The sequence below is a fragment of the Pseudomonas sp. R32 genome (assembly GCF_009866705.1).
Lineage (GTDB): Bacteria > Pseudomonadota > Gammaproteobacteria > Pseudomonadales > Pseudomonadaceae > Aquipseudomonas > Aquipseudomonas donghuensis.
This window is the reverse complement of the sequence record NZ_CP019396.1, coordinates 4231188-4252960: the sequence shown is the minus strand read 5'-3', so window position 1 is coordinate 4252960 and position 21773 is coordinate 4231188. Positions and strand designations below refer to the sequence as shown.

Sequence of the window (21773 nt, the reverse complement as noted above, 5' to 3'; positions counted from 1 at the left end):
GGATCTCAGGGGGTAAAGGCCATCACGGAAACAGGAGAACCCGAGCCCTCTTTCAGTCGGAGCACGCCAATGACCAGCGTCGTACCTTTTGCGGGCAACTGATCGAGGTTGGTCAGGCACTCCAGGACAATCCCATCTTTCGCCAGAATCTGACTATTGGTGGCGTAGACCGTGTCCTGACCAGGATCGGCGCCATGGGTATCGATACCGACACCTGCTATCTGGCGCTCTTCAAGCAGAAACTTCGTGGTTGCAGCGCCCACCCCGGGGAAGTGGGGCCCCTTCGAATCTTCATTGATAAAGCGCTTGGGATCGTTCCACAGCGCTTGCCACCCTGTATAAAACAGCACGACAGAGCCCTGGTCGATGCGCCCATGTGCCTGCTCCCATTTCTCGATGTCCTGGACGCCAATCACATAGTCTGCGTCGTCATGGGCCTGGGCTCGGATATCAATCACGACGGCCGGTCGCACCAAGGACTCCGGTTTATAGGCATCAATCCCATTAGCGTTGGGATGAAAACTGTTAGGTGCGTTCATATGGGTTGCGCTGTGCTCGCCGATGCTGAAACGCCGCAGGTAATAACCGTCTTTTTCCTGTGAAGCCACCACATCGAATACCACCGGTGGGTCATTAGGCCAAAGCGGGATGGTCGGGCTAATGATATGGCTGAGGTCGACGACCTTTCGAAATTGGATACTTTGCATTCCCGTGATTTCCTTATTCTCTGCGTAAGCCTTAGCGACGCCGACCGACAGCAAAGCGGCCAGAACGCCTACGGACATCCGTTTAAAACAACTCTTTTTTTGCGTTGGCATCGTCATGACGATCCCCTCTTCGATCATTGAAGAACTGCTCCCCTCACGTCCAGTGCTGGCTTGATGAAATTTGCCCTGCACTTTGTCAACAGCACTCAGCTCATAGCGAGACCTCACTCACAAGATCGGTCCCATCTGGGAACACAACGAAAAAAAGGCGCGCATCCCACCACCGACAACAGCGCCGGGCCAGCACGCCGGTAATGGAGACGTTTTTGTATTGAATGATCTCAGGAGGGGAACGCCTGGGCGGAACAGGAAAACAATCGGGGAGCATGTACGAGCGCGAAATCGATATTACCTGCCGGGCGCCTGTAGTGGTCAACTAATCCCGGACACTGCGTTAAGTTTTTCCTCGGCCACAGCGGGCGCCAGCCCGCTGTTAAATTGATGTGGCCGTTGCCAGTTGTAGCGCTGCATCAAAAACCGGCCGATATCCTGCTGTGCTAACGAAGCGCTCATGTAGCCCACGGTCGGTATCCATTCCGTTTTCAGACTGCGAAACAACCGTTCCATCGGTGCATTGTCGTGGCAGTTTCCACGTTGACTCATGCTCTGTTTGAAGCGATAGCGCCACAGTCGCTGACGAAAGCCTCGGCGGCCGTAGTGGCTTCCTTGGTCGCTGTGAAACAGAACGTTCTGAGGCCGACCACGCTGCTCATAGGCCATATCCAAAGCCTTGATAACCAGGTCAGCGTCAGGCTTCGATGAAAACGCCCAGCCCACCACGCGACGGGCGAACAGATCGATCACAGCCACCAAATAGTGCCAGCGACCTTGAGCCCAGACATACGTGATGTCACCGCACCAGACCTCATTCGGCGCCGACACGGTGAACTCTCGATCCAACACGTTCGGGATATCCGGCCGCTCCACCGTCGCCTTTTTATAGGCATGTGAGCCAGGTTGCTTGCTGATCAATTTCATTTCGTTCATCAGCTTGCGCACCTTGAATCGCCCAATCTCTATGCCGTCCGCGCGCATCATGAGCATGATGCTTCGGCTACCCGCCGCGCTGCGGCTTTGAGTGAACAGCTCGTTCACTCGGCTGCGTAAAACCAATCGCTCAACGTCCGGAGATCGGCGCTTGCGGCAGTGCGCGTAATAGCAAGATCGGGTGACTTCAAATACCGAGCACAACAGATCAACAGGCTCTTCAGAACGAAGTTGATCAATTAACGCGAACGCTCGTGCTCCTCGGCCATCAAGAGCGCGGTGGCCTTTTTTAAGATCGATTTTTCCCGTTCCAGCCGATTGATTCGAGCTTCCAGCTCTTGGATTTTTTGCTGCTCGGGCGTGAGCGCCTTACTGGTAGGAGTGACACCGCCTCGTTCTTGCTGGAGTTGGTTGACCCAGCGACGCAGGGCAGACTCAACCAACCCTAGTGATCGAGCTGCATCGATATGGCTGTAGCCCTGATCGAGCACCAGGCTGGCAGCTTCGCGCTTGAATTCTGGGGTAAAGGTACGACGTTGTTTGGTCATCAGACACCTCTCTATGGCGAGCATTCTCGCCTAAATAGGTGTCCGGAATCATTAGACCACTACATCTGCAGCGTATCGAGTTAGGGCATTATCACCGAGGCTCGCCTTTCTTAAGCTTTTATCTATGCACAAAAAAGCCACCTCAGCTTTCGGCTGAGGTGGCTATGCGGCTGAGGCTATGGTTTCAGCCGATTTTGAAAAAAGTTCAGCCGATCATGAAAACCTACGAACAGGGAAATCAATCCCAGCTCAACGCCCCACCGGTCTGATACTCGATAACCCGAGTCTCGAAGAAGTTCTTCTCTTTCTTCAAGTCCATGATCTCGCTCATCCATGGGAACGGGTTGGTGGTACCTGGGTACTCTTCCTTCAGGCCGATCTGCGACAGGCGACGGTTGGCGATGAACTTGAGGTAGTCCTCCATCATCGCCGCGTTCATGCCCAGCACGCCGCGAGGCATGGTGTCGCGGGCGTATTCGATTTCAAGCTGAGTGCCCTGCAGAATCATCTGCGAGGCTTCTTCCTTCATTTCGGCATCCCACAGGTGCGGGTTTTCGATCTTGATCTGGTTGATCACGTCGATACCGAAGTTCAGGTGCATGGACTCGTCACGCAGGATGTACTGGAACTGCTCGGCAACGCCAGTCATCTTGTTGCGGCGACCCATGGACAGGATCTGGGTGAAGCCGCAGTAGAAGAAAATGCCTTCCAGGACGCAGTAGTAAGCGATCAGGTTGCGCAGCAGCTCTTTGTCGGTCTCGACGGTGCCGGTGTTGAACTCCGGGTCGGAGATCGCGCGGGTGTAGCTCAGGCCCCAGGCGGCTTTCTTCGCCACCGACGGGATCTCGTGGTACATGTTGAAGATCTCGCCTTCATCCATGCCCAGCGATTCGATGCAGTACTGGTAGGCGTGGGTGTGGATCGCCTCTTCGAATGCCTGGCGCAGGATGTACTGGCGGCACTCGGGGTTGGTGATCAGGCGGTACACGGCCAGGGCCAGGTTGTTGGCAACCAGGGAGTCGGCGGTGGAGAAGAAGCCCAGGTTGCGCATGACGATACGACGCTCGTCGTCGGTCAGGCCTTCCGGGTTTTTCCACAGGGCGATGTCCGCGGTCATGTTGACCTCTTGCGGCATCCAGTGGTTGGCGCAACCGTCCAGGTACTTCTGCCAGGCCCAGTCGTACTTGAACGGTACCAGCTGGTTGAGGTCGGCGCGGCAGTTGATCATGCGCTTTTCGTCAACCGCGACACGGGCAGCGGAACCTTCCAGCTCAGCCAGGCCTTCGGCGATGTCGAGTTGGTCCAGAGCAGCCTTGGCGCGCTTGACTGCTTCGGAGTCATCGGCAGTTACGGCGCGAGCTTCCAAGGCAGCAACACCGCCAGCGTTATCGAGCTTGTCGATGCCTGCGGCAGCGGCTTGAGTGGCGGTTGCACCTTTGGTGGTTTCCTCGCCTTCGTCTTTGTCGAATTCGTCCCAGCTCAGCATGATGATGAGGCTCCTGCATGAGGGTCGCCCTGAAGGCAACCGCTTGGATTTTAATAAGGTGATGCACTCACTACGCAAACCACGAAGGCAATACGGCAGCTCGGGAGGCGTACCCCCCACACATCTATAAGTTATTTAGGTTTCGTATCTGGCCAGCCCTGCTCGAGGGGCCATGACACGAGAAACGGTGCCAAAACAGGTTCAGGTTTTGCCCTATTTTTGGGGGGTCGAAGTATACCGGAAATTACGTCCGGTCGGGGCTTCTAAACCCTTGAATGTATCTAATTTTGACCGAATTTCAGCGTGGTTGTTCATGCCAGCCCGCTTACGATTCCGGTGTGGGAGTTTAGACCAAAAATCCTACATTTGGTGGTTTGTATTTAAAAAAAACACAGGATACGGTGTTTGGCTCAGGAAATCATGAGCCAGATCACGGTCTGGTTTTTTTCGAATCGTCTTGAAACGACCGGTGTTGACAGGGTGGAGCGAGGGAGTAGAGGAGGGCAAGCGCCGACGGCCCCAAGAGCAATCGGCACTTGACGTTTACTTGGGCTTTTACACTGTTTCAATGATGTGCATCTTGGGATGCTTGCGTGCCTTTTCGACAGGGCTCCGTGCTCCTGTCTGCAGCAGTCTGTAATACCCCCGGAAACACAAAGGCCGAGATAAAAATCCCGGCCTTTGCTGATTACAGTTGGCGCTTAAACAACGCGCCCTTTACTGCTTATTGGCAGGCTTCGCAATCCGGCTCGTCGATCGCGCAGGCCTTCGGTACCGGAGCAGGGCCGGCTGGCGCTGCCTGTACCGGGGCGCTGTCGCCACCGCTGGAAACGGCGTTGAGCTTGCCGGTGTTGATGGTCGACTTCTCGGTGCTGGTCGCGGCCAGGGCACGGAGGTAGTAGGTGGTTTTCAGACCACGGTACCAGGCCATGCGGTAGGTCACGTCGAGCTTCTTGCCCGAAGCGCCGGCGATGTACAGGTTCAGCGACTGGGCTTGGTCGATCCACTTCTGACGGCGGCTGGCGGCGTCGACGATCCACTTGGTTTCCACTTCGAAGGCAGTCGCGTAGAGGTCTTTGAGCTCTTGCGGGATGCGCTCGATCTGCTGCACCGAACCGTCGTAGTACTTCAGGTCGTTGATCATGACCGGGTCCCACAGGCCGCGGGCCTTGAGGTCGCGAACCAGGTACGGGTTGATCACGGTGAATTCGCCCGAGAGGTTCGATTTCACGTACAGGTTCTGGTAGGTCGGCTCGATGGACTGCGACACGCCGGTGATGTTGGCGATGGTCGCGGTCGGCGCGATGGCCATGATGTTCGAGTTACGAATACCTTTTTGTACGCGAGCACGCACCGGTGCCCAGTCCAGGGTCTCGTTCAGGTCGACGTCGATGTACTTCTGGCCACGGGCTTCGATCAGGATCTGTTGCGAATCCAGCGGCAGGATGCCTTTGGACCACAGCGAGCCCTGGAAGGTCTCGTAGGCGCCGCGCTCGTCGGCCAGGTCACAGGAGGCCTGGATGGCGAAGTAGCTGACCGCTTCCATCGACTTGTCGGCGAACTCGACGGCAGCGTCGGAGCCGTAAGGGATGTGCTGCAGGTACAGCGCGTCCTGGAAGCCCATGATGCCCAGGCCGACCGGACGGTGCTTGAAGTTCGAGTTACGCGCTTGCGGCACCGAGTAGTAGTTGATGTCGATCACGTTGTCGAGCATGCGCACGGCGGTGTTGACGGTGCGTTGCAGCTTGGTGGTGTCCAGCTTGCCGTCGACAATGTGGTTCGGCAGGTTGATCGAGCCCAGGTTGCAGACCGCGATCTCGTCCTTGTTGGTGTTCAGGGTGATCTCGGTGCACAGGTTCGAGCTGTGCACTACGCCCACGTGCTGCTGCGGGCTGCGCAGGTTGCACGGGTCTTTGAAGGTCAGCCATGGGTGGCCGGTCTCGAACAGCATCGAGAGCATCTTGCGCCACAGGTCTTTGGCCTGGATGGTCTTGAACACCTTGATCTTGTTGTACTCGGTCAGGGCTTCGTAGTACTCGTAGCGCTCTTCGAAGGCCTTGCCGGTCAGGTCGTGCAGGTCTGGCACTTCCGATGGCGAGAACAGGGTCCACTTGCCGTCATCGAAGACGCGCTTCATGAACAGGTCAGGGATCCAGTTGGCGGTGTTCATGTCGTGGGTACGACGACGGTCATCACCGGTGTTCTTGCGCAGCTCGATGAATTCTTCGATGTCCAGGTGCCAGGTTTCCAGGTAGGCACACACAGCGCCCTTGCGCTTGCCACCCTGGTTAACGGCGACGGCGGTGTCGTTGACCACTTTCAGGAAGGGTACGACGCCCTGGGATTTACCGTTGGTGCCCTTGATGTAGGAACCCAGTGCACGCACAGGAGTCCAGTCGTTGCCCAGGCCGCCGGCGAATTTCGACAGCATGGCGTTGTCGTGGATCGCGTGGTAGATGCCCGACAGGTCGTCCGGCACGGTTGTCAGGTAGCAGCTCGACAGCTGTGGACGCAGGGTACCGGCGTTGAACAGGGTCGGGGTCGAGGCCATGTAGTCGAAGGACGACAACAGGTTGTAGAACTCGATGGCACGGGCTTCTTTGTCTTTCTCTTCCAGCGCCAGGCCCATGGCCACGCGCATGAAGAACACCTGAGGCAGTTCGAAACGCACGCCATCCTTGTGGATGAAGTAACGGTCGTACAGGGTCTGCAGGCCCAGGTAGGTGAATTGCTGGTCGCGCTCGTGATCGATCGCCTTGCCCAGTTTGTCCAGGTCGAAGTCGGCCAGGGCAGGGTTGAGCAGTTCGAACTCGACACCCTTGGCGATGTAGGCAGGCAGGGCCTTGGCGTACAGGTCGGCCATTTCGTGGTGGGTGGCGCTGTCGGCGACGTTGAGGAAGCCCAGGCCTTCGGCGCGCAGGGTGTCCATCAGCAGGCGGGCGGTGACGAACGAGTAGTTCGGCTCACGCTCTACCAGGGTACGGGCGGTCATCACCAGGGCGGTGTTGACGTCCTTGATGGCCACGCCGTCGTAGAGGTTTTTCAGGGTTTCGCGCTGGATCAGGTCGCCGTCGACTTCGGCCAGGCCTTCGCAGGCTTCGCTGATGATGGTGTTCAGGCGGTTCATGTCCAGCGGCGCCAGGCTGCCGTCGGCCAGGGTGATGCGGATGCTTGGGTGCGGCTGCACGCTTGCGTCTTCGGCGTGGCCACGGGTGGCACGCTCCTTGGCACGCTGGTCGCGGTAGATCACGTAGTCACGGGCGACTTTCTGCTCGCCGGCACGCATCAGGGCCAGTTCGACCTGGTCCTGGATTTCTTCGATGTGGATGGTGCCGCCCGAAGGCATGCGACGCTTGAAGGTCGCGGTGACCTGCTCGGTCAGGCGGGCAACGGTGTCGTGGATGCGCGACGAGGCGGCAGCGGTGCCGCCTTCAACTGCGAGGAACGCTTTGGTGATGGCCACGGTGATCTTGTCATCGGTATAGGCGACGACAGTGCCGTTACGCTTGATCACGCGCAGTTGGCCCGGGGCGGTGGCTGCCAGATCCTGGTTCGAATCGGCGGCCTGCGGCGCCAAAGCCAGCGGGTTCTCGCGAGTTGTGTCGGTTTGCATGGGTGTCTCCACGTTCTCTAAGTATGTTTTAGGCGCTTTTTGAGCGCCAACCGTTCCGTCCGAAAGCTCAACAACCGACCCCGAGGGCGCGCAGGAACGCGAGGTTCCGGCATGCCGCACAGGTCGGGCATACTCACTTCGGGACAGTTCAGGAATTAGGGCAAATGCTTGCCGCTCCCTGGCCGAAGTCAAAGGTCTTGAATCTACGACTCAAAACTGTTGCTGTCGGGTGTGCTGATGGTCTCACCCGTACCCGAAACAACACCCTCCAAGGGTTTGCAACGGAAGCCTGCGCAGGAGCGGTTTGGCTGCTGATCTCTTCTAAAGTTCAAGCAAAAAATCTACCCGTTGAGGGCTTGAGTTCTCTGCTTGACTTGTGCTTGGGATTTTCAGGAAACCCCAAGATGTAGTGTTTTGTTTCGATGGGGATACAAGATAATGCGGTCTTGGGGGTAATGCAAGGTCGGGCTCTGTGGATAACTTGTGCGTATTTTGTGAGTGATTTCACTCAACCCCTTGTAGGCCGCGTCTTAGCGCTGAATGACCGCCCGTCACCGATTTTTTCGCGGGTCTTAGGGTCGCAGGCAGATTTTGCGGGCGCGAACCCTATCACAAAAAATCGGCTTGTCCGAGCAGCTTTCCCGTTGGTTTTTCACCACCGGTAACGGCGGTTGGCAGGCGTCGGTGCCCGACGTAGTATCCGGGGCCAATGTTGCCTTTTGGTGATGTGGGTACTCTTTATAACAACAAGCTGTTGAGGTGAGCCGTGGAGCAGAGCAGTCGGGTATTGATCGTCGAAGATGACCAGCGGCTGGCCGACCTGACCTGTGAGTACCTGCAGGCCAATGGCTTCACCGTGGACGTGGAAGGCGATGGCGCCCGGGCGGCGGCGCGGATTATCGCCGAGCAGCCGGACCTAGTGATCCTCGACCTGATGCTGCCGGGCGAAGACGGCCTGAGCATCTGCCGCAAGGTGCGCCAGCAGTACCCCGGGCCGATCCTGATGCTCACCGCACGCAGCGACGATCTCGACCAGATCCAGGGCCTGGACCTGGGTGCCGACGACTACGTCTGCAAGCCGGTGCGCCCGCGCTTGCTGCTGGCACGTATCAATGCCCTGTTGCGTCGCAGCGAGGCGCCGGCCGAGGCTCAGGCGCCGCAAACCCTGCAGTTCGGCCCGTTGCGGGTCGACAACACCTTGCGCGAGGCCTGGCTGTACGACAGCGGCATTGAACTGACCAGCGCCGAGTTCGACCTTTTATGGCTGTTGGTGAGCAACGCCGGGCGCACCTTGTCGCGCGAAGAAATCTTCACCTCCCTGCGCGGCGTCGGCTACGACGGCCAGGACCGCTCCATCGATGTGCGGATTTCGCGCATCCGCCCGAAAATAGGCGACGACCCGGAGCACCCGCGGATGATCAAAACCATCCGCAGCAAAGGTTACCTGTTCGTCCGTGAGGCGGCCGAAGCCATGGGCCAGGTGCAATGAACTCGATCTTCCTGCGCATCTATGGCGGCATGCTCGCCGCGTTGGTGCTGGTGGCGGTGCTCGGCGTGCTCAGCCTGCACCTGCTCAACGAGGTGCGCGCCGGCCAGTACCGTGAGCGCCTGGCCCACGGCACCTTTACCCTGATGGCTGACAACCTGGCGCCGCTGGATGGTGTCGAGCGCAAGCGCGCCTTGCTGATCTGGGAGCGCCTGCTGGGGATTCCGCTGGCGTTGCAGGCGCTGAGCAGTACTGCCCTGGACGGTGGTCAGCGCAGCCAGTTGCAGCGCGGCCAGGTATTGGTCGAGAAGACCGGCCCGCACGCGGCCAAGGTGCTGCGCCAGGTGGGTGACCTGGATTTGCTGCTGGTTGGTGAAGTGCAGCAAATCAGTGAGCAACTGGCGCGCGCCACGATCTACCTGCTGGCCGATGAGCTGGTGCGCTATCCGGTGGCCGAGCAGCCGCAGCGCCTGGCGGCCCTCAAGCAGAGCAAGGGCTTTGGCTTTGACCTGCGCCTGCAGCGGGTCAACCAGACCGACATGGACGAAGACCAGCGCCGGCGCATCGACGAAGGCGATACGGTGCTGGCGCTGGGCAAGGACGGCGACTCGATCCGGGTGTTCGCCGGCCTGGTCGGTACGCCCTGGGTGCTGGAAATCGGCCCGCTGTACCAGATGAACCCCTATCCGCCGCAACTGCTGGTGCTGATTGCCGTGCTGGGCCTGTGCCTGATCGGCCTGATCGTTTACCTGCTGGTGCGCCAGCTGGAACGGCGCCTGTCGGGGCTTGAGGCCGCCGCAACCCTGATTGCCCAGGGCAGCCTGGAAACCCGCGTGGCGGCCGACGACGCCGATTCGGTCGGGCGCCTGGCCGCGGCGTTCAACGGCATGGCCGAACACCTGCAGCGCTCGCTGACCATCCAGCGCGAACTGGTGCGGGCGGTATCCCATGAACTGCGTACGCCGGTAGCGCGGCTGCGTTTTGGCCTGGAGATGATTGCCAGCGCCAGCAACGACCAGGCCCGGGACAAGTACCTGACCGGTATGGACGGCGATATTCAGGACCTGGATAAACTGGTCGATGAAATGCTCACCTACGCGCGCCTGGAGCAGGGCGCGCCAGCCCTGCATTTTCAACGGGTCGATCTGGATGCCTTGCTGGATCAGGTGATCGCCGAGCTGGCGCCATTGCGCCGCGAGGTCCGGGTGCTGCGCGGCCCGTGCCGGGGCGCGGAGAAGGCGGCGGACGGCCAGGGGGCGTGGGTCGAGGCCGAACCGCGTTACCTGCACCGGGCGTTGCAGAACCTGGTCAGCAACGCCATGCGCCACGCCGAGTCACAGGTCAGCCTCAGCTATCAGTTGGGGGGACAGCGCTGCCGGATCGATGTCGAGGACGATGGCCCTGGTGTGCCGGAAGGTGTCTGGGAACGTATCTTCACCCCCTTCACCCGTCTCGACGATAGTCGCACCCGCGCATCAGGTGGGCATGGACTGGGCCTGTCGATCGTCCGGCGGATCATCTACTGGCACGGTGGGCGGGCGTCGGTGGGGCGCAGCGAGCGTCTGGGCGGCGCCTGTTTCAGCCTGAACTGGCCGCGCCATCAGGACCGCGAATGAACACGGCGATTGCCCTGCCGGTATTGCTCGACGAAGCACGGTTCGATGCCTTGCTGCTGGCGCTCTACGGCCCGCAGCTGATGCCGGCGCAACGGCCGGTGCTGGTCTCGCAATGGTCCAAGTACTACTTTGCCCTGGTGTGGCGAATGGTGCGTGAGGGGCAGCCGTTGTCGGCGTTCAGCGCGACATCGGTGAAGGTCGACGCGCACGGTTTGCCCGTCGCACTGGTCGCCGAGGGCGTCGCTTGCCAAGGCCTGCAGGCGGTCATGGCGGCACATCTGCAACCCGTTGTTGCGCGTTTGGTGGTGTTGGGCGCCGTACCGCCAGCGGTATTGTGGGGCAATGCCGGCGATTGCCTGGATCAGGCGCTGCAAGGCATCAGCGACAACACAGGACTGCAGGTGCTGTTGGAAACGCCCGGCAGCCCTTTATTTGCCGCCATCAGCCAGGATTCCGCAGGTCGGCGTCGGCGCCGCACCTGCTGCCTCAGCTACAAGGTCGACTGGGTCGGGCACTGCGAGCACTGTCCGCTGCTGCCCTGACGCTCAGACGCTGACCAGGCTCAACAGCTGATCATCCTGCAGACAGAACTGGCCCGCCAGCTCGCGGCCGTGGTGCCACTGCGCCGACAGGTCGATGAGCAGGCGCAGGCGTGCATGGCCATCAGCGGACCATTCCAGTACTTCGGCGTGCTCAAAATAGAAGCGCTGCCTGACGATGGGGTAGAGCGCTTTGAACAGACTTTCTTTCAGCGAGAAGGTCAGGGTCACGGTCAGCCCGATTTGGCTGGGGTCCATACGCTGTATTTCGGCCTCGGTGAGAATCTCCCGGGCCAGGCGCTCGGCGCGCTCGTCGCTGAGCAGGCTTTCCTGATCCAGGCCCAGGCCCAGGCAGTCGCTGCTGCGCGCAACCACGGCGGCGGCCCAGCCTTTGCCGTGGGTGATCGAGCCGCTGATGCCGGCGGGCCAGATCGGCGCGCGGTCTTCATCAGTACCCGGGACATAGTCGCGGCCATCGAGTTGCAGCAAGGCTGCGCGAGCGCACACCCGGCCGGCCAGGTACTCGGCCTGGCGCTTGGCCACTGAGCGTTGCAGGCTGGCGGTCTGCTCGATGCCGGCGCGGCTGAAGTCGTCGCTGGCGAGCAGGGCGGGGTCGAACGGGCAACTGACCAGGATCGCGCCGGGGACCGGACGCGGCAGGGGCCAGTGGTGCAGGAGCGGGGCGCAGCAGGTGGGCAGTCGGTTCATGGCCGGTATTGTGCCGTGGCTGTTGCCGGCGTGCCACTGTGTAGGAGCGGGCTTGCCCCGCGATTGCGGTGTAACAGACACACCGCTATCGCGGGGCAAGCCCGCTCCTACAGGGGTTAACCTTTAGTGAAGATCTTTTTGAAGAACGCCTGCAAATCCGCCCAGGAGCTCTCATCCGCCGACTTGTTGTAGCCAATATCAGGCCCACCATGCCCGCCGTGGCTCAGGCGGTCGGCATCGGGGTTGGTAAAGCCATGCTTGGCCCCGGGAATACTGACGAACTCATAGCTCGCCCCGGCCGCGTCCATTTCTTCCTTGAATTTTTCCACCTGCTCCGGCGTCACCATGCTGTCGCTGGCGCCATGCTCTACCAGCACCTTGGCCTTGACGCTGCCCGGCGTCGCTGGCGCATTGGTGACCAGCGCACCGTGGAAGCTGGCCACCCCGGCCAGTGGCTCACCGCGGCGCGCGGCATCGAGCACCACCTTGCCGCCAAAGCAGTAGCCAATGGCGGCGATCCGCTTGGTATCGGTCTGTGGCTGGATCTTCAGCAGTTCAACCCCGGCATCAAAGCGCTGGGCTGCAGTGTTCGGGTTTTTCAGCGCTGCGGCCATGAATGCCTTGGCTTCGGCCGGGTGCTCGCTGTTCTTGCCGTCGCCATACATGTCGATGGCCAGGGCGCTGTAACCGAGGCCGGCGAGGTCGCGGGCGCGGCGCTTGGCATAGTCGTTGAGCCCCCACAGTTCATGCACCACGACCACGCCCGGGCGCTTGCCCTTGGCGGCGTCGTCGTAGGCGTAATAGCCGACCAGGCGCTTGCCGTCGGCGTCCTGGTAGGGAATCTCACGGGTTTGCACTGCAGCCTGGGCCAGGCTGGCGGCGCCGATCAGGGCCAGAGCGAGCAGACAACGCATGGTCGGTACTCCTTTTTTTTTCGGGCGGCTCGTGCAGTCGGTTTTTTGCAATCGGTGCAGCTGTTCAGCCGAGGTTCAGCCAGGGTTCAGCGGCGGTTCAGGACGGCTTGCTTACTCTAGCTTCCACACCAACACAGTGCATCACCTGGAGTACCACACGATGAAAAAGCTCAACACCCTGCTGCTCACCGTTGCTTTCCTTGGCGCCAGCGCCGCCGCCCAGGCCGCTGACACCACCTTCGCTGGCGTCACTTATGGTCAGACCAGCGACAAGATCAAAAAATCCGGCCTGCTGAGCCGCAACACGGATCACCTGAACACCGACGGCATCATCAGCAAGGACAGCACCTACGGCATCCGCGTCGGCCAGATGAACGACCAGGGCCGCTACTACCTCACCTACGACAACGTCTCCAACGACCACAGCGGCCTGAAAGTGCGTCAGGAAAACCTGCTGGGCAGCTACGACCTGTTCTACCCGCTGGGCAGCACCACCAAGCTGTTCGGTGGCGCCAGCGCCGGCCTGACCAAGATGAGCATGGAGTCCTCCGGCTACAGCCGCGACACCGACACCGGCTACGCCATCGGCCTGCAAGCCGGCCTGCTGCAGCAAGTCACCGACAATGCTTCGGTGGAACTGGGCTACCGTTACCTGCGCAGCAATGCCAGCACCGAACTGTCCGAGCATGACGGCCCGAAAGTCGGCAGCCTGCGCCTGAACAGCAGCGCCCAGACCTACCTGTCGGCCAACTACGCGTTCTAAGTCGCCTGGCGATGTCCGAACCGGCCTGCATGCGCACGGCCGGTTCGCTGTTATTCTGCATTCGGTCTACAAAACTGACTGGCCAATGAAGGCCGGCACGGGTCTGGAGGAGCGTATGAAACTGCTGGTGGTCGAGGATGAAGCACTTTTGCGTCATCACTTGTACAGCCGCTTGACGGAAAGCGGGCATGTGGTCGAAGCGGTGGCCAATGCCGAGGAGGCCCTGTACCAGGCCGAGCAGTTCAACCATGACTTGGCGGTGATCGACCTGGGCCTGCCGGGCATGAGCGGGCTCGACCTGATCCGCCAGTTGCGGTCCCAGGGCAAGAGCTTCCCGATCCTGATCCTCACCGCTCGCGGCAACTGGCAGGACAAGGTCGAAGGCCTGGCCGCCGGCGCCGACGATTATGTGGTCAAGCCCTTCCAGTTCGAAGAGCTCGAAGCCCGCCTCAACGCCTTGCTGCGCCGCTCCAGCGGCTTTACCCAGTCGACCATCGCCGCAGGCCCCCTGGTACTCGACCTCAATCGCAAGCAGGCAACCCTCGACGAACAGCCCCTGGCGCTGACCGCCTATGAGTACCGCATCCTTGAGTACCTGATGCGTCATCACCAGCAGGTGGTGGCCAAGGACCGCTTGATGGAGCAGCTGTATCCGGACGATGACGAGCGCGATCCGAACGTCATCGAGGTGCTGGTCGGCCGTTTGCGGCGCAAGCTTGAGGGCAGCAACGGCTTCAAGCCGATCGATACCGTGCGTGGTCTGGGCTACCTGTTCACCGAGCGTTGCCGATGATCCGTTCGCTACGCCTGCGTCTGATGCTGGCGGCCGCGGTGCTGGCGCTGCTGTTCATGCTCGGCTTGCTGCCGGCTTTGCAAAAGGCCTTCAGCCTGGCCTTGCAGGAGTCGATCGAGCAGCGCCTGGCGTCGGACGTCACCACGTTGATCTCTGCCGCACGCATTGAAGACGGCAACCTGCAGATGCCGGTGTTGTTGCCCGACGAAAAATTCAACCTGCCCGACAGCCGCCTGCTCGGTTACATCTATGACCGCCAGGGCAACCTGGTGTGGCGTTCGCGGGCCACCGCGGACGAGAACATCAACTACACCCCGCGCTACGACGGGCGTGGCAACGAGTTCGCACGGATTCGTCAGGACGACGGCGAGGAGTTTTTCGTCTATGACGTCGAGGTCAAGCTGCTCGGTGGCAAGACCGCCGCCTTCAGTATCGTCGCCCTGCAGCCGGTACGTGAATACCAGCACACCCTCGACGGCCTGCGCGAAAAGCTCTACCTGGGCTTCGGCGCGGCGTTGCTGGCGCTGCTGGCGCTGCTCTGGGCCGGCCTGACCTGGGGGCTGCGTTCGCTGCGGCAGATGAGCCGCGAGCTGGATGATGTCGAGTCCGGCGCCCGCGAAGGCTTGAGCAGCGAGCATCCACGTGAACTGCTGCGCCTGACCGACTCGCTCAACCGCCTGTTGCGCAGCGAGCGCGAGCAGCGCCGCCGCTACCGTGATTCCCTGGGGGATCTGGCCCACAGCCTGAAAACACCGCTCACCGTGCTTCAGGGCGTCAGCGAAAGCATGGCCCAGCGCCGCGAAGACCGTGAGCAGGCACGGGTGCTGCAAAGCCAGATCGAACGCATGAGCCAGCAGATCGACTACCAACTGCAACGGGCCAGCCTGCGCAAGAGCGGCCTGGTGCGCCACCAGGTGCAACTGCGGCCGTTGCTTGACAGCCTGTGCAGCACCCTGGCCAAGGTCTACCGCGACAAGCACGTGCACATCAGCGTGGATCTGCCAGCGAACGCAATGGTACCGATGGAGCAGGGGGCCTTGCTGGAACTGCTCGGCAACTTGCTGGAAAACGCCTACCGCCTGTGTCTGAGCCAGGTTCGCATCAGCCTGCTGGCCAACCAGGCGCAGGTTGTACTGTGTATCGAGGACGACGGCCCCGGCGTGCCCGCCAACCAGCGTGAGCGGATTCTCCAGCGTGGCGAGCGCCTGGACCGGCAGAACCCGGGGCAGGGCATCGGCTTGGCGGTGGTCAAGGACATCATTGAAAGCTACGACGCGACCCTGACCCTCGATGACTCGCCGCTGGGCGGTGCTGCCTTTCGGATTCGCTTTGAACTGGAGCGCAACCCCTAGGCGGATTATCGCCATCATTGTCGGAATCTTTTCTGCAGCGTGCGGAAATCCGCCAACCCCACCCCGTCAACCTGCAACCTCTTTGTGCATGACAGCCCCGTAAAACCGGGGCTTGCACCGTTAAAGCGCATTTTGGCATCGGGCTTGCTATGGACTCATCAGAGTTCTGCCAGGCAGCTCGACACAACAAATCCCTCCAGTGCAGGAGGGTTCGCGCTTTAGGTACCCCGCATCCTGGCAAGGATGAGCCGGTACCCTTGAGGAATTAGCCATGACGACGCGTCAGCCACTGTACAAATCGCTGTATATCCAGGTGTTAGTAGCGATCACCATCGGTATCCTGCTGGGCCACTACTACCCTGAAACCGGCGTAGCCCTGAAGCCACTGGGTGACGGGTTCGTCAAACTGATCAAAATGGTCATCGCCCCGATCATCTTCTGCACCGTGGTCAGCGGCATCGCTGGCATGCAGAACATGAAATCGGTCGGCAAGACCGGTGGCTACGCGCTGCTGTACTTCGAAATCGTCTCGACCATTGCCCTGATCATCGGTCTGGTCGTGGTCAACGTGGTCAAGCCTGGCGCCGGCATGCACATCGATGTCAGCACCCTGAACGCCAGCAGTGTGGCCGCCTATGCCGCCGCCGGCGCGCAGCAGACCACCGTGGGCTTCCTGCTCAACATCATCCCCAACACCGTGGTCGGCGCCTTCGCCAACGGCGACATCCTGCAAGTGCTGATGTTCTCGGTGATCTTTGGCTTCGCCCTGCATCGCCTGGGTGCCTACGGCAAGCCATTGCTGGACCTGATCGACCGCTTCGCCCATGTCATGTTCAACATCATCAACATGATCATGAAGCTGGCGCCGGTCGGTGCCTTCGGTGCCATGGCCTTCACCATCGGCCAGTACGGCGTCGGTTCGCTGGTGCAACTGGGCCAGCTGATGATCTGCTTCTATGTCACCTGCGTGCTGTTCATCCTGGTGGTGCTCGGCAGTATCGCCCGCGCTCACGGCTTCAGCATCCTCAAGCTGATCCGCTACATCCGTGAAGAGCTGATGATCGTGCTGGGTACTTCGTCTTCGGAATCGGCGCTGCCACGCATGCTGACCAAGATGGAGCGTCTGGGGGCGAAGAAATCCGTGGTTGGCCTGGTGATCCCGACCGGCTACTCGTTCAACCTCGACGGTACCTCGATCTACCTGACCATGGCCGCCGTGTTCATCGCCCAGGCGACCGACACCACCATGGACATCACCCACCAGATCACCCTGCTGCTGGTGCTGCTGGTCGCTTCCAAGGGGGCTGCGGGCGTTACCGGCAGTGGTTTCATTGTGCTTGCCGCGACCCTGTCGGCCGTTGGCCACCTGCCGGTTGCCGGTCTGGCGCTGATCCTCGGCATCGACCGCTTCATGTCCGAAGCCCGTGCCCTGACCAACCTGATCGGCAATGCCGTGGCCACCGTGGTCGTGGCCAAGTGGGTCAATGAGCTGGACGAAGACAAGCTGCAGGCCGAACTGGCTTCCGGTGGCTCGCCGCTGACCGATACTCGCCCGATGGATGACCTGGGCGTGGCTGAAGGTCCTGCTCGCTAAGATGCAGGCGGTGTAACGCAAAAAGCCCATCTTCGGATGGGCTTTTTTGTGTCTGCGGGGGCTTCCACAGATTGGGTGGGAGCGGGCGTGCCCTGCGATGCTTTATTCCACCCGGGTCTCGCCGCTATACACCAGGGTATTGCGACAGCGCCGGCACAGATAGCGCCGCCCCTGGCGCACCAGGCTATGGCGTTGCGCCGAGAACGGGAAGTCGCTGCCAGCGCACGGGCAGCGGTAGATATAGCGGGTCACCGTGCGGCGCTTGACGGCGTAGTTATGGCAGCGGTGGGGCGGCAGTTCATAGACGCCGCGCATGATCAGCTGCCATTCCTCGCCATGGGGCTGGATGCGGTCGCCAAACAGCTGGTGCGCCACCAGGTGGGCGACCTCGTGGGGCACCGTCTGCTTGAGGAAATCTTCGCTGTTTTCGCGGTACAGCTGCAGGTTGAAGCGCAGCAGGTTCTCGTGCAGGTGGGCGACGCCAGCCTTTTGTCCGCGCAGCTTGAAGCTGACTTCGGGGCGCGGGAAGGGGCGTTTGAAAAAGGTTTCGGCTTGCTGGTAACAGGTTTCGACGCGGGATTTGAGCAGTTCGGGCATATCGGGGAACACTCCTGGCCGACGATTATGCCGCAACCGCAGCGACGCTGCCGAGCCACCTGTCAGCGCACAGTATCAGGCCGCCTTGCGGCGGCCTGAGGGTTGGTGCACCTATGTTGCTGTTCTAATAGTTTGCGTCAGTTGGTATAGACGGGCCCCACGCCCAGTCCCCAGACAATCACGGTGAAGGCCATGATAGCGACCAGCACCACCAGCCCTACTGCCAGTACCGAACTCGAGAACAGGAAGCCCTCGTCGGATGGAATGTTCATGAAGGTCGGCAAGCCGACATACAGCAGGTAGACCGTGTAGCACACCGCTGCGGTGCCAACGATCATACCCAGCCACAGGTGCGGGTACAGCGCCGCCAGGCCACCGATGAACAGCGGCGTTGCGGTGTAGGTGGCAAAAGCGATGCAGCGTGCCAGGCTGGGGTTGGCGTCGTAGGTGCGGGCCATCCAGTGGATGAATGCGCCCATGACCGCCACGCCGCCCAGCATGGCCAGGTAGGACATGATGGTCATCCACAGCGCGCTTTCCTGGGTGAGCATGACCGGAGCGCGATCGCCGATGACCCAGCCGACCTGGGTGGTGCCGATAAACGCCGAAATCGCCGGGATCGCGGCGAGGATCAGCGTGTGGGTCAGGTACATGTGACTGATGCTTTCTTCTTCACCGCGAATTTCTTTCCATTCCTGATCGGGATGGGTAAATAGCCCAACAACGTGATGGATCATGCCGGTCACTCCTATCGCTGTTGCCATCGCCCCCCAGCGGAGCGCTGCGGCCCCAAGTCTGGGCCAGAGGTTGGAGGTCACCTTTGTGTGGCCTTATGTCGCAGTATAGAAAGGCGTTCGCTGCATAAAGCCGGCTTTTTAGAGCAAATCGCGCTGTCAGGGCGCTGCTTAATCACGATGCAGTCTTTATCGGATTGGCCTACGCCCGCTGTTGGTTTAAGGGTAAAATGTTCGGCTTTTGTCACACCTCGCGGATTCCAAGCGCTATGGGCACCCTTTCGGTCAACCAGAACAAACTGCAAAAACGCCTGCGTCGTCTCGCTGGCGAAGCCATCACCGACTTCAACATGATCGAAGACGGTGACAAGGTCATGGTCTGCCTGTCCGGCGGCAAAGACAGCTACACCATGCTCGATGTTCTGCTGCACCTGCAGAAAGTGGCGCCGATCAAGTTCGACATCGTCGCGGTGAACATGGACCAGAAGCAGCCGGGCTTCCCCGAGCACGTGTTGCCGGCTTACCTGGAAACCCTCGGCGTCGAGTACCACATCGTCGAGAAGGACACCTACTCGGTGGTCAAGGAGCTGATCCCGGAAGGCAAGACCACCTGCTCGCTGTGCTCGCGCCTGCGTCGCGGCACCCTGTACACCTTTGCCGACGAGATCGGCGCGACCAAGATGGCCCTGGGGCATCACCGCGACGACATCGTCGAAACCTTCTTCCTCAACATGTTCTTCAACGGCACCCTCAAGGCCATGCCGCCCAAGCTGCGTGCCGATGACGGGCGTAACGTGGTGATCCGCCCGCTGGCCTACTGCAGCGAGAAGGACATCCAGGCCTACTCGGACATGAAGGAATTCCCGATCATCCCGTGCAACCTCTGCGGCTCGCAGGAAAACCTGCAGCGCCAGGTGGTCAAGGACATGCTGGTGGAGTGGGAGCGCAAGACCCCGGGGCGTACCGAGAATATCTTCCGTGGCCTGCAGAACGTGGTGCCGTCGCAACTGGCGGACCGCAATCTGTTCGACTTCACCAGCCTGAAGATCGACGAGACCGCCACCCCGCGGTTTGTCGACGTGTTGAACATCTGACTGCCATGCGTGATTACCAATGGCTGCATGAGTACTGCCTGAACCGCTTCGGCTCGGCCGCGGCCCTCGAAGCGCACCTGCCCCAGGCGAAAAGCCCCGAGCAGTTGCGCGCGATCGGCGCCGACCGTTACCTGTCGACCCTGGCCCTGCGGGTGTTTCGCGCCGGTTTGAAGCACAGCCTGGTGGACGCCAAATGGCCGGCCTTCGAGCAGGTGTTCTTCGCGTTCGACCCGCAAAAGGTCGTGCTGATGGGCGCCGAGCGCCTGGAGCGGCTGATGCAGGACACGCGGATCATCCGCCATTTGGGCAAGCTCAAGAGCGTGCCGCGCAATGCGCAGATGATCCTCGATGTCGAGAAGGAATTCGGCAGTTTCGGTGGGTTCATTGCCGATTGGCCGGTGACCGATATCGTCGGCCTGTGGAAGTACCTGGCCAAGCATGGCAACCAGTTGGGCGGGCTGTCGGCGCCGCGTTTTTTGCGCATGTGCGGCAAGGACACGTTCATCCCTACCAATGACATGGCTGCGGCGTTGATCGCCCAGGACATCATCGACAAGCCGCCGACCAGCCAGCGCGATCTGGCCCTGGTGCAGGATGCCTTCAATCAGTGGCATGCCGAGAGTGGGCGGCCGCTGTGTCAGCTGTCGGTGATGCTGGCGCATACCGTCAATCACTGAGATCGGTGGTGCCATCATCGCTGGCAAGCCCGCTCCCACAAAACCCTGTGGGAGCTGGCTTGCCAGCGATGAATTCAACTCTTAGTTCGAACCTTCCCCCGCCAGCCGCCGCTCATACTGAAAGCGCCAGCGCACATACAGCAGGGCACTGACGAACAGCGCCAGGCTGATCGCCACTTCCAGCCAGCCAAACAGCGCCCGGGCCGGGTCGAATGCGGCCAGTACACCTTTGATGAAGTACAGGTTGACCACAAAGCAGGTCCAGGCATGCGCACGGGCGTTGCCCAGCAGCATGCCCGGCAGCAGCAGGGCCAGCGGCACCAGTTCGATTGCCAGGATCACCCCGACCCGCGCACCGTGCAGGTCGGCGAACAGCAGGTTGTTCAGGGTCAGCAAGGCGATCAGGCCGAAAAAGCTCGCCAGGCTCAACGCCCGGGTCAGGCGCAGGCGCGGTGTCAGCCATTCGATTGGGGGCAGCACCTTGGGCTTTTTAGCCACGGCCGTTCTCCAGCAGTTTGGCGGTGCTCGCCAGGCGTTGGCCAAGAGCGCGGCACAGGGCGATTTCGTCGGCATCCAGGTCACGCTTGCCGTCGGCACCGGCATGGTGGCTGGCGCCGTAAGGCGTGCCGCCGCCGCGGGTTTCCAGCAGCGCCGACTCGCTGTAGGGCAGGCCCATGATCAGCATGCCGTGGTGCATCAGTGGCAGCAGCATCGACAGCAGGGTCGACTCCTGGCCGCCGTGCAGGCTGGCGGTGGAGGTGAACGCCGCCGCCGGCTTGCCCACCAGGCCGCCGCTCAGCCACAGGCTGCTGGTACCGTCGATGAAGTACTTGAGCGGCGCAGCCATGTTGCCAAAGCGCGTCGGGCTGCCCAGGGCCAGGCCCGAGCAATGGCGCAGGTCATCCAGGGTGGCATACAGGGCGCCGGTTTCCGGGATGTCCGGGGCGACGGCTTCGCACTCGGTGGAAATCGCCGGTACCGTGCGGATGCGCGCTTCCAGGCCGGCCATTTCGACGCCGCGGGCAATCTGCCGGGCCATCTCGCTGGTCGAGCCGTGGCGACTGTAGAACAGAATCAGGATGTACGGCGCGCTCACGGCAGGATCTCCAGCACCTTCTCCGGTGGCCGGCCGATCACGGCTTTATCGCCGGCAATCAGGATGGGCCGCTCGATCAGCTTGGGGTGCTGGGCCATGGCGTCGATCAACTGCGCCTCGCTGAGGCTGGCGTCGGCCAGGTTGAGCGTTTTGTATTCGTCTTCACCGCTGCGCAGCAACTGGCGTGCACTGATGTTCAGCTTACCGAGCAGGGCCTTGAGCTCGACGGCAGTCGGCGGGGTTTCCAGGTAGCGCACCACGGTCGGGGCCAGGCCGCGGGCTTCGAGCAGCTCGAGGGCGCCACGGGATTTGGAGCAGCGCGGATTGTGATAGAGGGTCAGGTCAGTCATGTTCGGGTCGCATCCAGCAGGGTGTGGCGGCTATTCTAACCGTAGCGACTTCGCATTTT

The 21773-nt window shown here is 61.1% G+C and carries 20 protein-coding genes; 9 read left to right on the top strand and 11 right to left on the bottom strand.

Annotated elements, in window-relative coordinates; translation table 11 throughout:
- Positions 1 to 5: 5 nt before the first annotated feature.
- The 4 genes from PspR32_RS19670 to PspR32_RS19655 all read right to left on the bottom strand — a co-directional run bounded on the left by PspR32_RS19670 (position 6) and on the right by PspR32_RS19655 (position 7401).
- On the bottom strand, positions 6 to 845 hold the full coding sequence (locus PspR32_RS19670; protein WP_223253822.1) for a cyclase family protein: 840 nt from the start codon (positions 843 to 845) through the stop codon (positions 6 to 8).
- A gap of 294 nt (positions 846 to 1139) precedes the next feature.
- Positions 1140 to 2302, bottom strand: a protein-coding gene (locus PspR32_RS19665; RefSeq protein WP_159389051.1) for an IS3 family transposase whose coding sequence is annotated in 2 segments (ribosomal slippage) — positions 1140 to 2050 and positions 2050 to 2302 — 1164 coding nt in all. Because the reading frame shifts where the segments join, the coding sequence is not laid out codon by codon here.
- 238 nt (positions 2303 to 2540) lie between these two features.
- Positions 2541 to 3788 (bottom strand): ribonucleotide-diphosphate reductase subunit beta, encoded by a 1248-nt coding sequence (locus PspR32_RS19660; protein WP_159389050.1) that lies wholly within the window; start codon positions 3786 to 3788, stop codon positions 2541 to 2543.
- Positions 3789 to 4512: 724 nt separating this feature from the next.
- Positions 4513 to 7401 (bottom strand): ribonucleoside-diphosphate reductase subunit alpha, encoded by a 2889-nt coding sequence (locus PspR32_RS19655; protein ID WP_010220476.1) that lies wholly within the window; start codon positions 7399 to 7401, stop codon positions 4513 to 4515.
- Between the two features lie 766 nt (positions 7402 to 8167).
- Here PspR32_RS19655 and PspR32_RS19650 point away from each other — a divergent pair.
- Genes PspR32_RS19650 through fhuF form a run of 3 tightly spaced genes read left to right on the top strand, consistent with a single transcriptional unit; the run spans position 8168 to position 11045 of the window.
- Entirely contained in the window at positions 8168 to 8890 is a 723-nt protein-coding gene (locus PspR32_RS19650) for a response regulator transcription factor (protein WP_026001155.1), read from the top strand.
- Positions 8887 to 10503, top strand: coding sequence for an ATP-binding protein (locus tag PspR32_RS19645; RefSeq protein ID WP_159389049.1), 1617 nt, complete (start codon positions 8887 to 8889; stop codon positions 10501 to 10503). Before PspR32_RS19650 ends, PspR32_RS19645 begins: the two co-directional genes overlap by 4 nt.
- Positions 10500 to 11045, top strand: coding sequence for a siderophore-iron reductase FhuF (gene fhuF, locus PspR32_RS19640; protein WP_159389048.1), 546 nt, complete (start codon positions 10500 to 10502; stop codon positions 11043 to 11045). The genes PspR32_RS19645 and fhuF overlap by 4 nt, the downstream gene beginning before the upstream one ends.
- A 3-nt stretch (positions 11046 to 11048) precedes the next feature.
- On the opposite strand, the gene PspR32_RS19635 is transcribed toward fhuF, so the two are convergent.
- Positions 11049 to 11750: a 4'-phosphopantetheinyl transferase family protein gene (locus PspR32_RS19635; protein ID WP_036996600.1), complete on the bottom strand. Its 702-nt coding sequence runs from the start codon at positions 11748 to 11750 to the stop codon at positions 11049 to 11051.
- A gap of 116 nt (positions 11751 to 11866) precedes the next feature.
- Positions 11867 to 12664, bottom strand: a complete 798-nt coding sequence (locus PspR32_RS19630; protein WP_010220393.1) for a dienelactone hydrolase family protein — start codon at positions 12662 to 12664, stop codon at positions 11867 to 11869.
- 160 nt (positions 12665 to 12824) lie between these two features.
- Between PspR32_RS19630 and PspR32_RS19625 the strand changes: the two genes are divergently transcribed.
- The 4 genes from PspR32_RS19625 (at position 12825) to PspR32_RS19610 (ending at position 17166) form a co-directional block, all read left to right on the top strand.
- Positions 12825 to 13427, top strand: coding sequence for an outer membrane protein (locus tag PspR32_RS19625; protein ID WP_010220391.1), 603 nt, complete (start codon positions 12825 to 12827; stop codon positions 13425 to 13427).
- Positions 13428 to 13542: 115 nt separating this feature from the next.
- Positions 13543 to 14220: a response regulator gene (locus PspR32_RS19620; protein WP_010220390.1), complete on the top strand. Its 678-nt coding sequence runs from the start codon at positions 13543 to 13545 to the stop codon at positions 14218 to 14220.
- A complete protein-coding gene (locus PspR32_RS19615) occupies positions 14217 to 15572 on the top strand; it encodes an ATP-binding protein (RefSeq protein ID WP_036996598.1) in 1356 nt (451 codons plus the stop codon). The genes PspR32_RS19620 and PspR32_RS19615 overlap by 4 nt, the downstream gene beginning before the upstream one ends.
- Before the next feature lie 271 nt (positions 15573 to 15843).
- Positions 15844 to 17166, top strand: a complete 1323-nt coding sequence (locus PspR32_RS19610; RefSeq protein ID WP_010220388.1) for a dicarboxylate/amino acid:cation symporter — start codon at positions 15844 to 15846, stop codon at positions 17164 to 17166.
- Positions 17167 to 17268: 102 nt separating this feature from the next.
- On the opposite strand, the gene PspR32_RS19605 is transcribed toward PspR32_RS19610, so the two are convergent.
- Both PspR32_RS19605 and PspR32_RS19600 read right to left on the bottom strand, forming a co-directional pair.
- A complete protein-coding gene (locus PspR32_RS19605) occupies positions 17269 to 17763 on the bottom strand; it encodes a SprT family zinc-dependent metalloprotease (RefSeq protein ID WP_010220387.1) in 495 nt (164 codons plus the stop codon).
- Positions 17764 to 17900: 137 nt separating this feature from the next.
- Positions 17901 to 18500, bottom strand: coding sequence for a Yip1 family protein (locus PspR32_RS19600; RefSeq protein WP_010220386.1), 600 nt, complete (start codon positions 18498 to 18500; stop codon positions 17901 to 17903).
- 266 nt (positions 18501 to 18766) lie between these two features.
- Here PspR32_RS19600 and ttcA point away from each other — a divergent pair, with 266 nt between their 5' ends.
- Positions 18767 to 19591, top strand: coding sequence for a tRNA 2-thiocytidine(32) synthetase TtcA (gene ttcA / locus PspR32_RS19595; RefSeq protein WP_010220385.1), 825 nt, complete (start codon positions 18767 to 18769; stop codon positions 19589 to 19591).
- A 5-nt stretch (positions 19592 to 19596) separates the two neighbouring features.
- On the top strand, positions 19597 to 20268 hold the full coding sequence (locus PspR32_RS19590; protein WP_159389047.1) for a DNA-3-methyladenine glycosylase I: 672 nt from the start codon (positions 19597 to 19599) through the stop codon (positions 20266 to 20268).
- Positions 20269 to 20349: 81 nt separating this feature from the next.
- Here the strand turns inward: PspR32_RS19590 and PspR32_RS19585 are convergent, their stop codons facing one another.
- Genes PspR32_RS19585 through arsC form a run of 3 tightly spaced genes read right to left on the bottom strand, consistent with a single transcriptional unit; the run spans position 20350 to position 21714 of the window.
- Positions 20350 to 20766: a DUF2069 domain-containing protein gene (locus PspR32_RS19585; protein WP_010220381.1), complete on the bottom strand. Its 417-nt coding sequence runs from the start codon at positions 20764 to 20766 to the stop codon at positions 20350 to 20352.
- Positions 20759 to 21364 (bottom strand): NAD(P)H:quinone oxidoreductase, encoded by a 606-nt coding sequence (wrbA, locus tag PspR32_RS19580; RefSeq protein WP_010220380.1) that lies wholly within the window; start codon positions 21362 to 21364, stop codon positions 20759 to 20761. The genes PspR32_RS19585 and wrbA overlap by 8 nt, the downstream gene beginning before the upstream one ends.
- Positions 21361 to 21714, bottom strand: a complete 354-nt coding sequence (arsC, locus tag PspR32_RS19575; protein ID WP_010220378.1) for an arsenate reductase (glutaredoxin) — start codon at positions 21712 to 21714, stop codon at positions 21361 to 21363. The genes wrbA and arsC overlap by 4 nt, the downstream gene beginning before the upstream one ends.
- Positions 21715 to 21773: the final 59 nt, after the last annotated feature.

What these genes read in the sequence shown, in the direction of transcription:
- PspR32_RS19670 (WP_223253822.1), bottom strand. Translation starts at nt 845, where the DNA reads ATGATCGAAGAGGGGATCGTCATGACGATGCCAACGCAAAAAAAGAGT.
- PspR32_RS19660 (WP_159389050.1), bottom strand. Translation starts at nt 3,788, where the DNA reads ATGCTGAGCTGGGACGAATTCGACAAAGACGAAGGCGAGGAAACCACC.
- PspR32_RS19655 (WP_010220476.1), bottom strand. Translation starts at nt 7,401, where the DNA reads ATGCAAACCGACACAACTCGCGAGAACCCGCTGGCTTTGGCGCCGCAG.
- PspR32_RS19645 (WP_159389049.1), top strand. Translation starts at nt 8,887, where the DNA reads ATGAACTCGATCTTCCTGCGCATCTATGGCGGCATGCTCGCCGCGTTG.
- fhuF (WP_159389048.1), top strand. Translation starts at nt 10,500, where the DNA reads ATGAACACGGCGATTGCCCTGCCGGTATTGCTCGACGAAGCACGGTTC.
- PspR32_RS19635 (WP_036996600.1), bottom strand. Translation starts at nt 11,750, where the DNA reads ATGAACCGACTGCCCACCTGCTGCGCCCCGCTCCTGCACCACTGGCCC.
- PspR32_RS19630 (WP_010220393.1), bottom strand. Translation starts at nt 12,664, where the DNA reads ATGCGTTGTCTGCTCGCTCTGGCCCTGATCGGCGCCGCCAGCCTGGCC.
- PspR32_RS19625 (WP_010220391.1), top strand. Translation starts at nt 12,825, where the DNA reads ATGAAAAAGCTCAACACCCTGCTGCTCACCGTTGCTTTCCTTGGCGCC.
- PspR32_RS19620 (WP_010220390.1), top strand. Translation starts at nt 13,543, where the DNA reads ATGAAACTGCTGGTGGTCGAGGATGAAGCACTTTTGCGTCATCACTTG.
- PspR32_RS19615 (WP_036996598.1), top strand. Translation starts at nt 14,217, where the DNA reads ATGATCCGTTCGCTACGCCTGCGTCTGATGCTGGCGGCCGCGGTGCTG.
- PspR32_RS19610 (WP_010220388.1), top strand. Translation starts at nt 15,844, where the DNA reads ATGACGACGCGTCAGCCACTGTACAAATCGCTGTATATCCAGGTGTTA.
- PspR32_RS19605 (WP_010220387.1), bottom strand. Translation starts at nt 17,763, where the DNA reads ATGCCCGAACTGCTCAAATCCCGCGTCGAAACCTGTTACCAGCAAGCC.
- PspR32_RS19600 (WP_010220386.1), bottom strand. Translation starts at nt 18,500, where the DNA reads ATGATCCATCACGTTGTTGGGCTATTTACCCATCCCGATCAGGAATGG.
- ttcA (WP_010220385.1), top strand. Translation starts at nt 18,767, where the DNA reads ATGGGCACCCTTTCGGTCAACCAGAACAAACTGCAAAAACGCCTGCGT.
- PspR32_RS19590 (WP_159389047.1), top strand. Translation starts at nt 19,597, where the DNA reads ATGCGTGATTACCAATGGCTGCATGAGTACTGCCTGAACCGCTTCGGC.
- arsC (WP_010220378.1), bottom strand. Translation starts at nt 21,714, where the DNA reads ATGACTGACCTGACCCTCTATCACAATCCGCGCTGCTCCAAATCCCGT.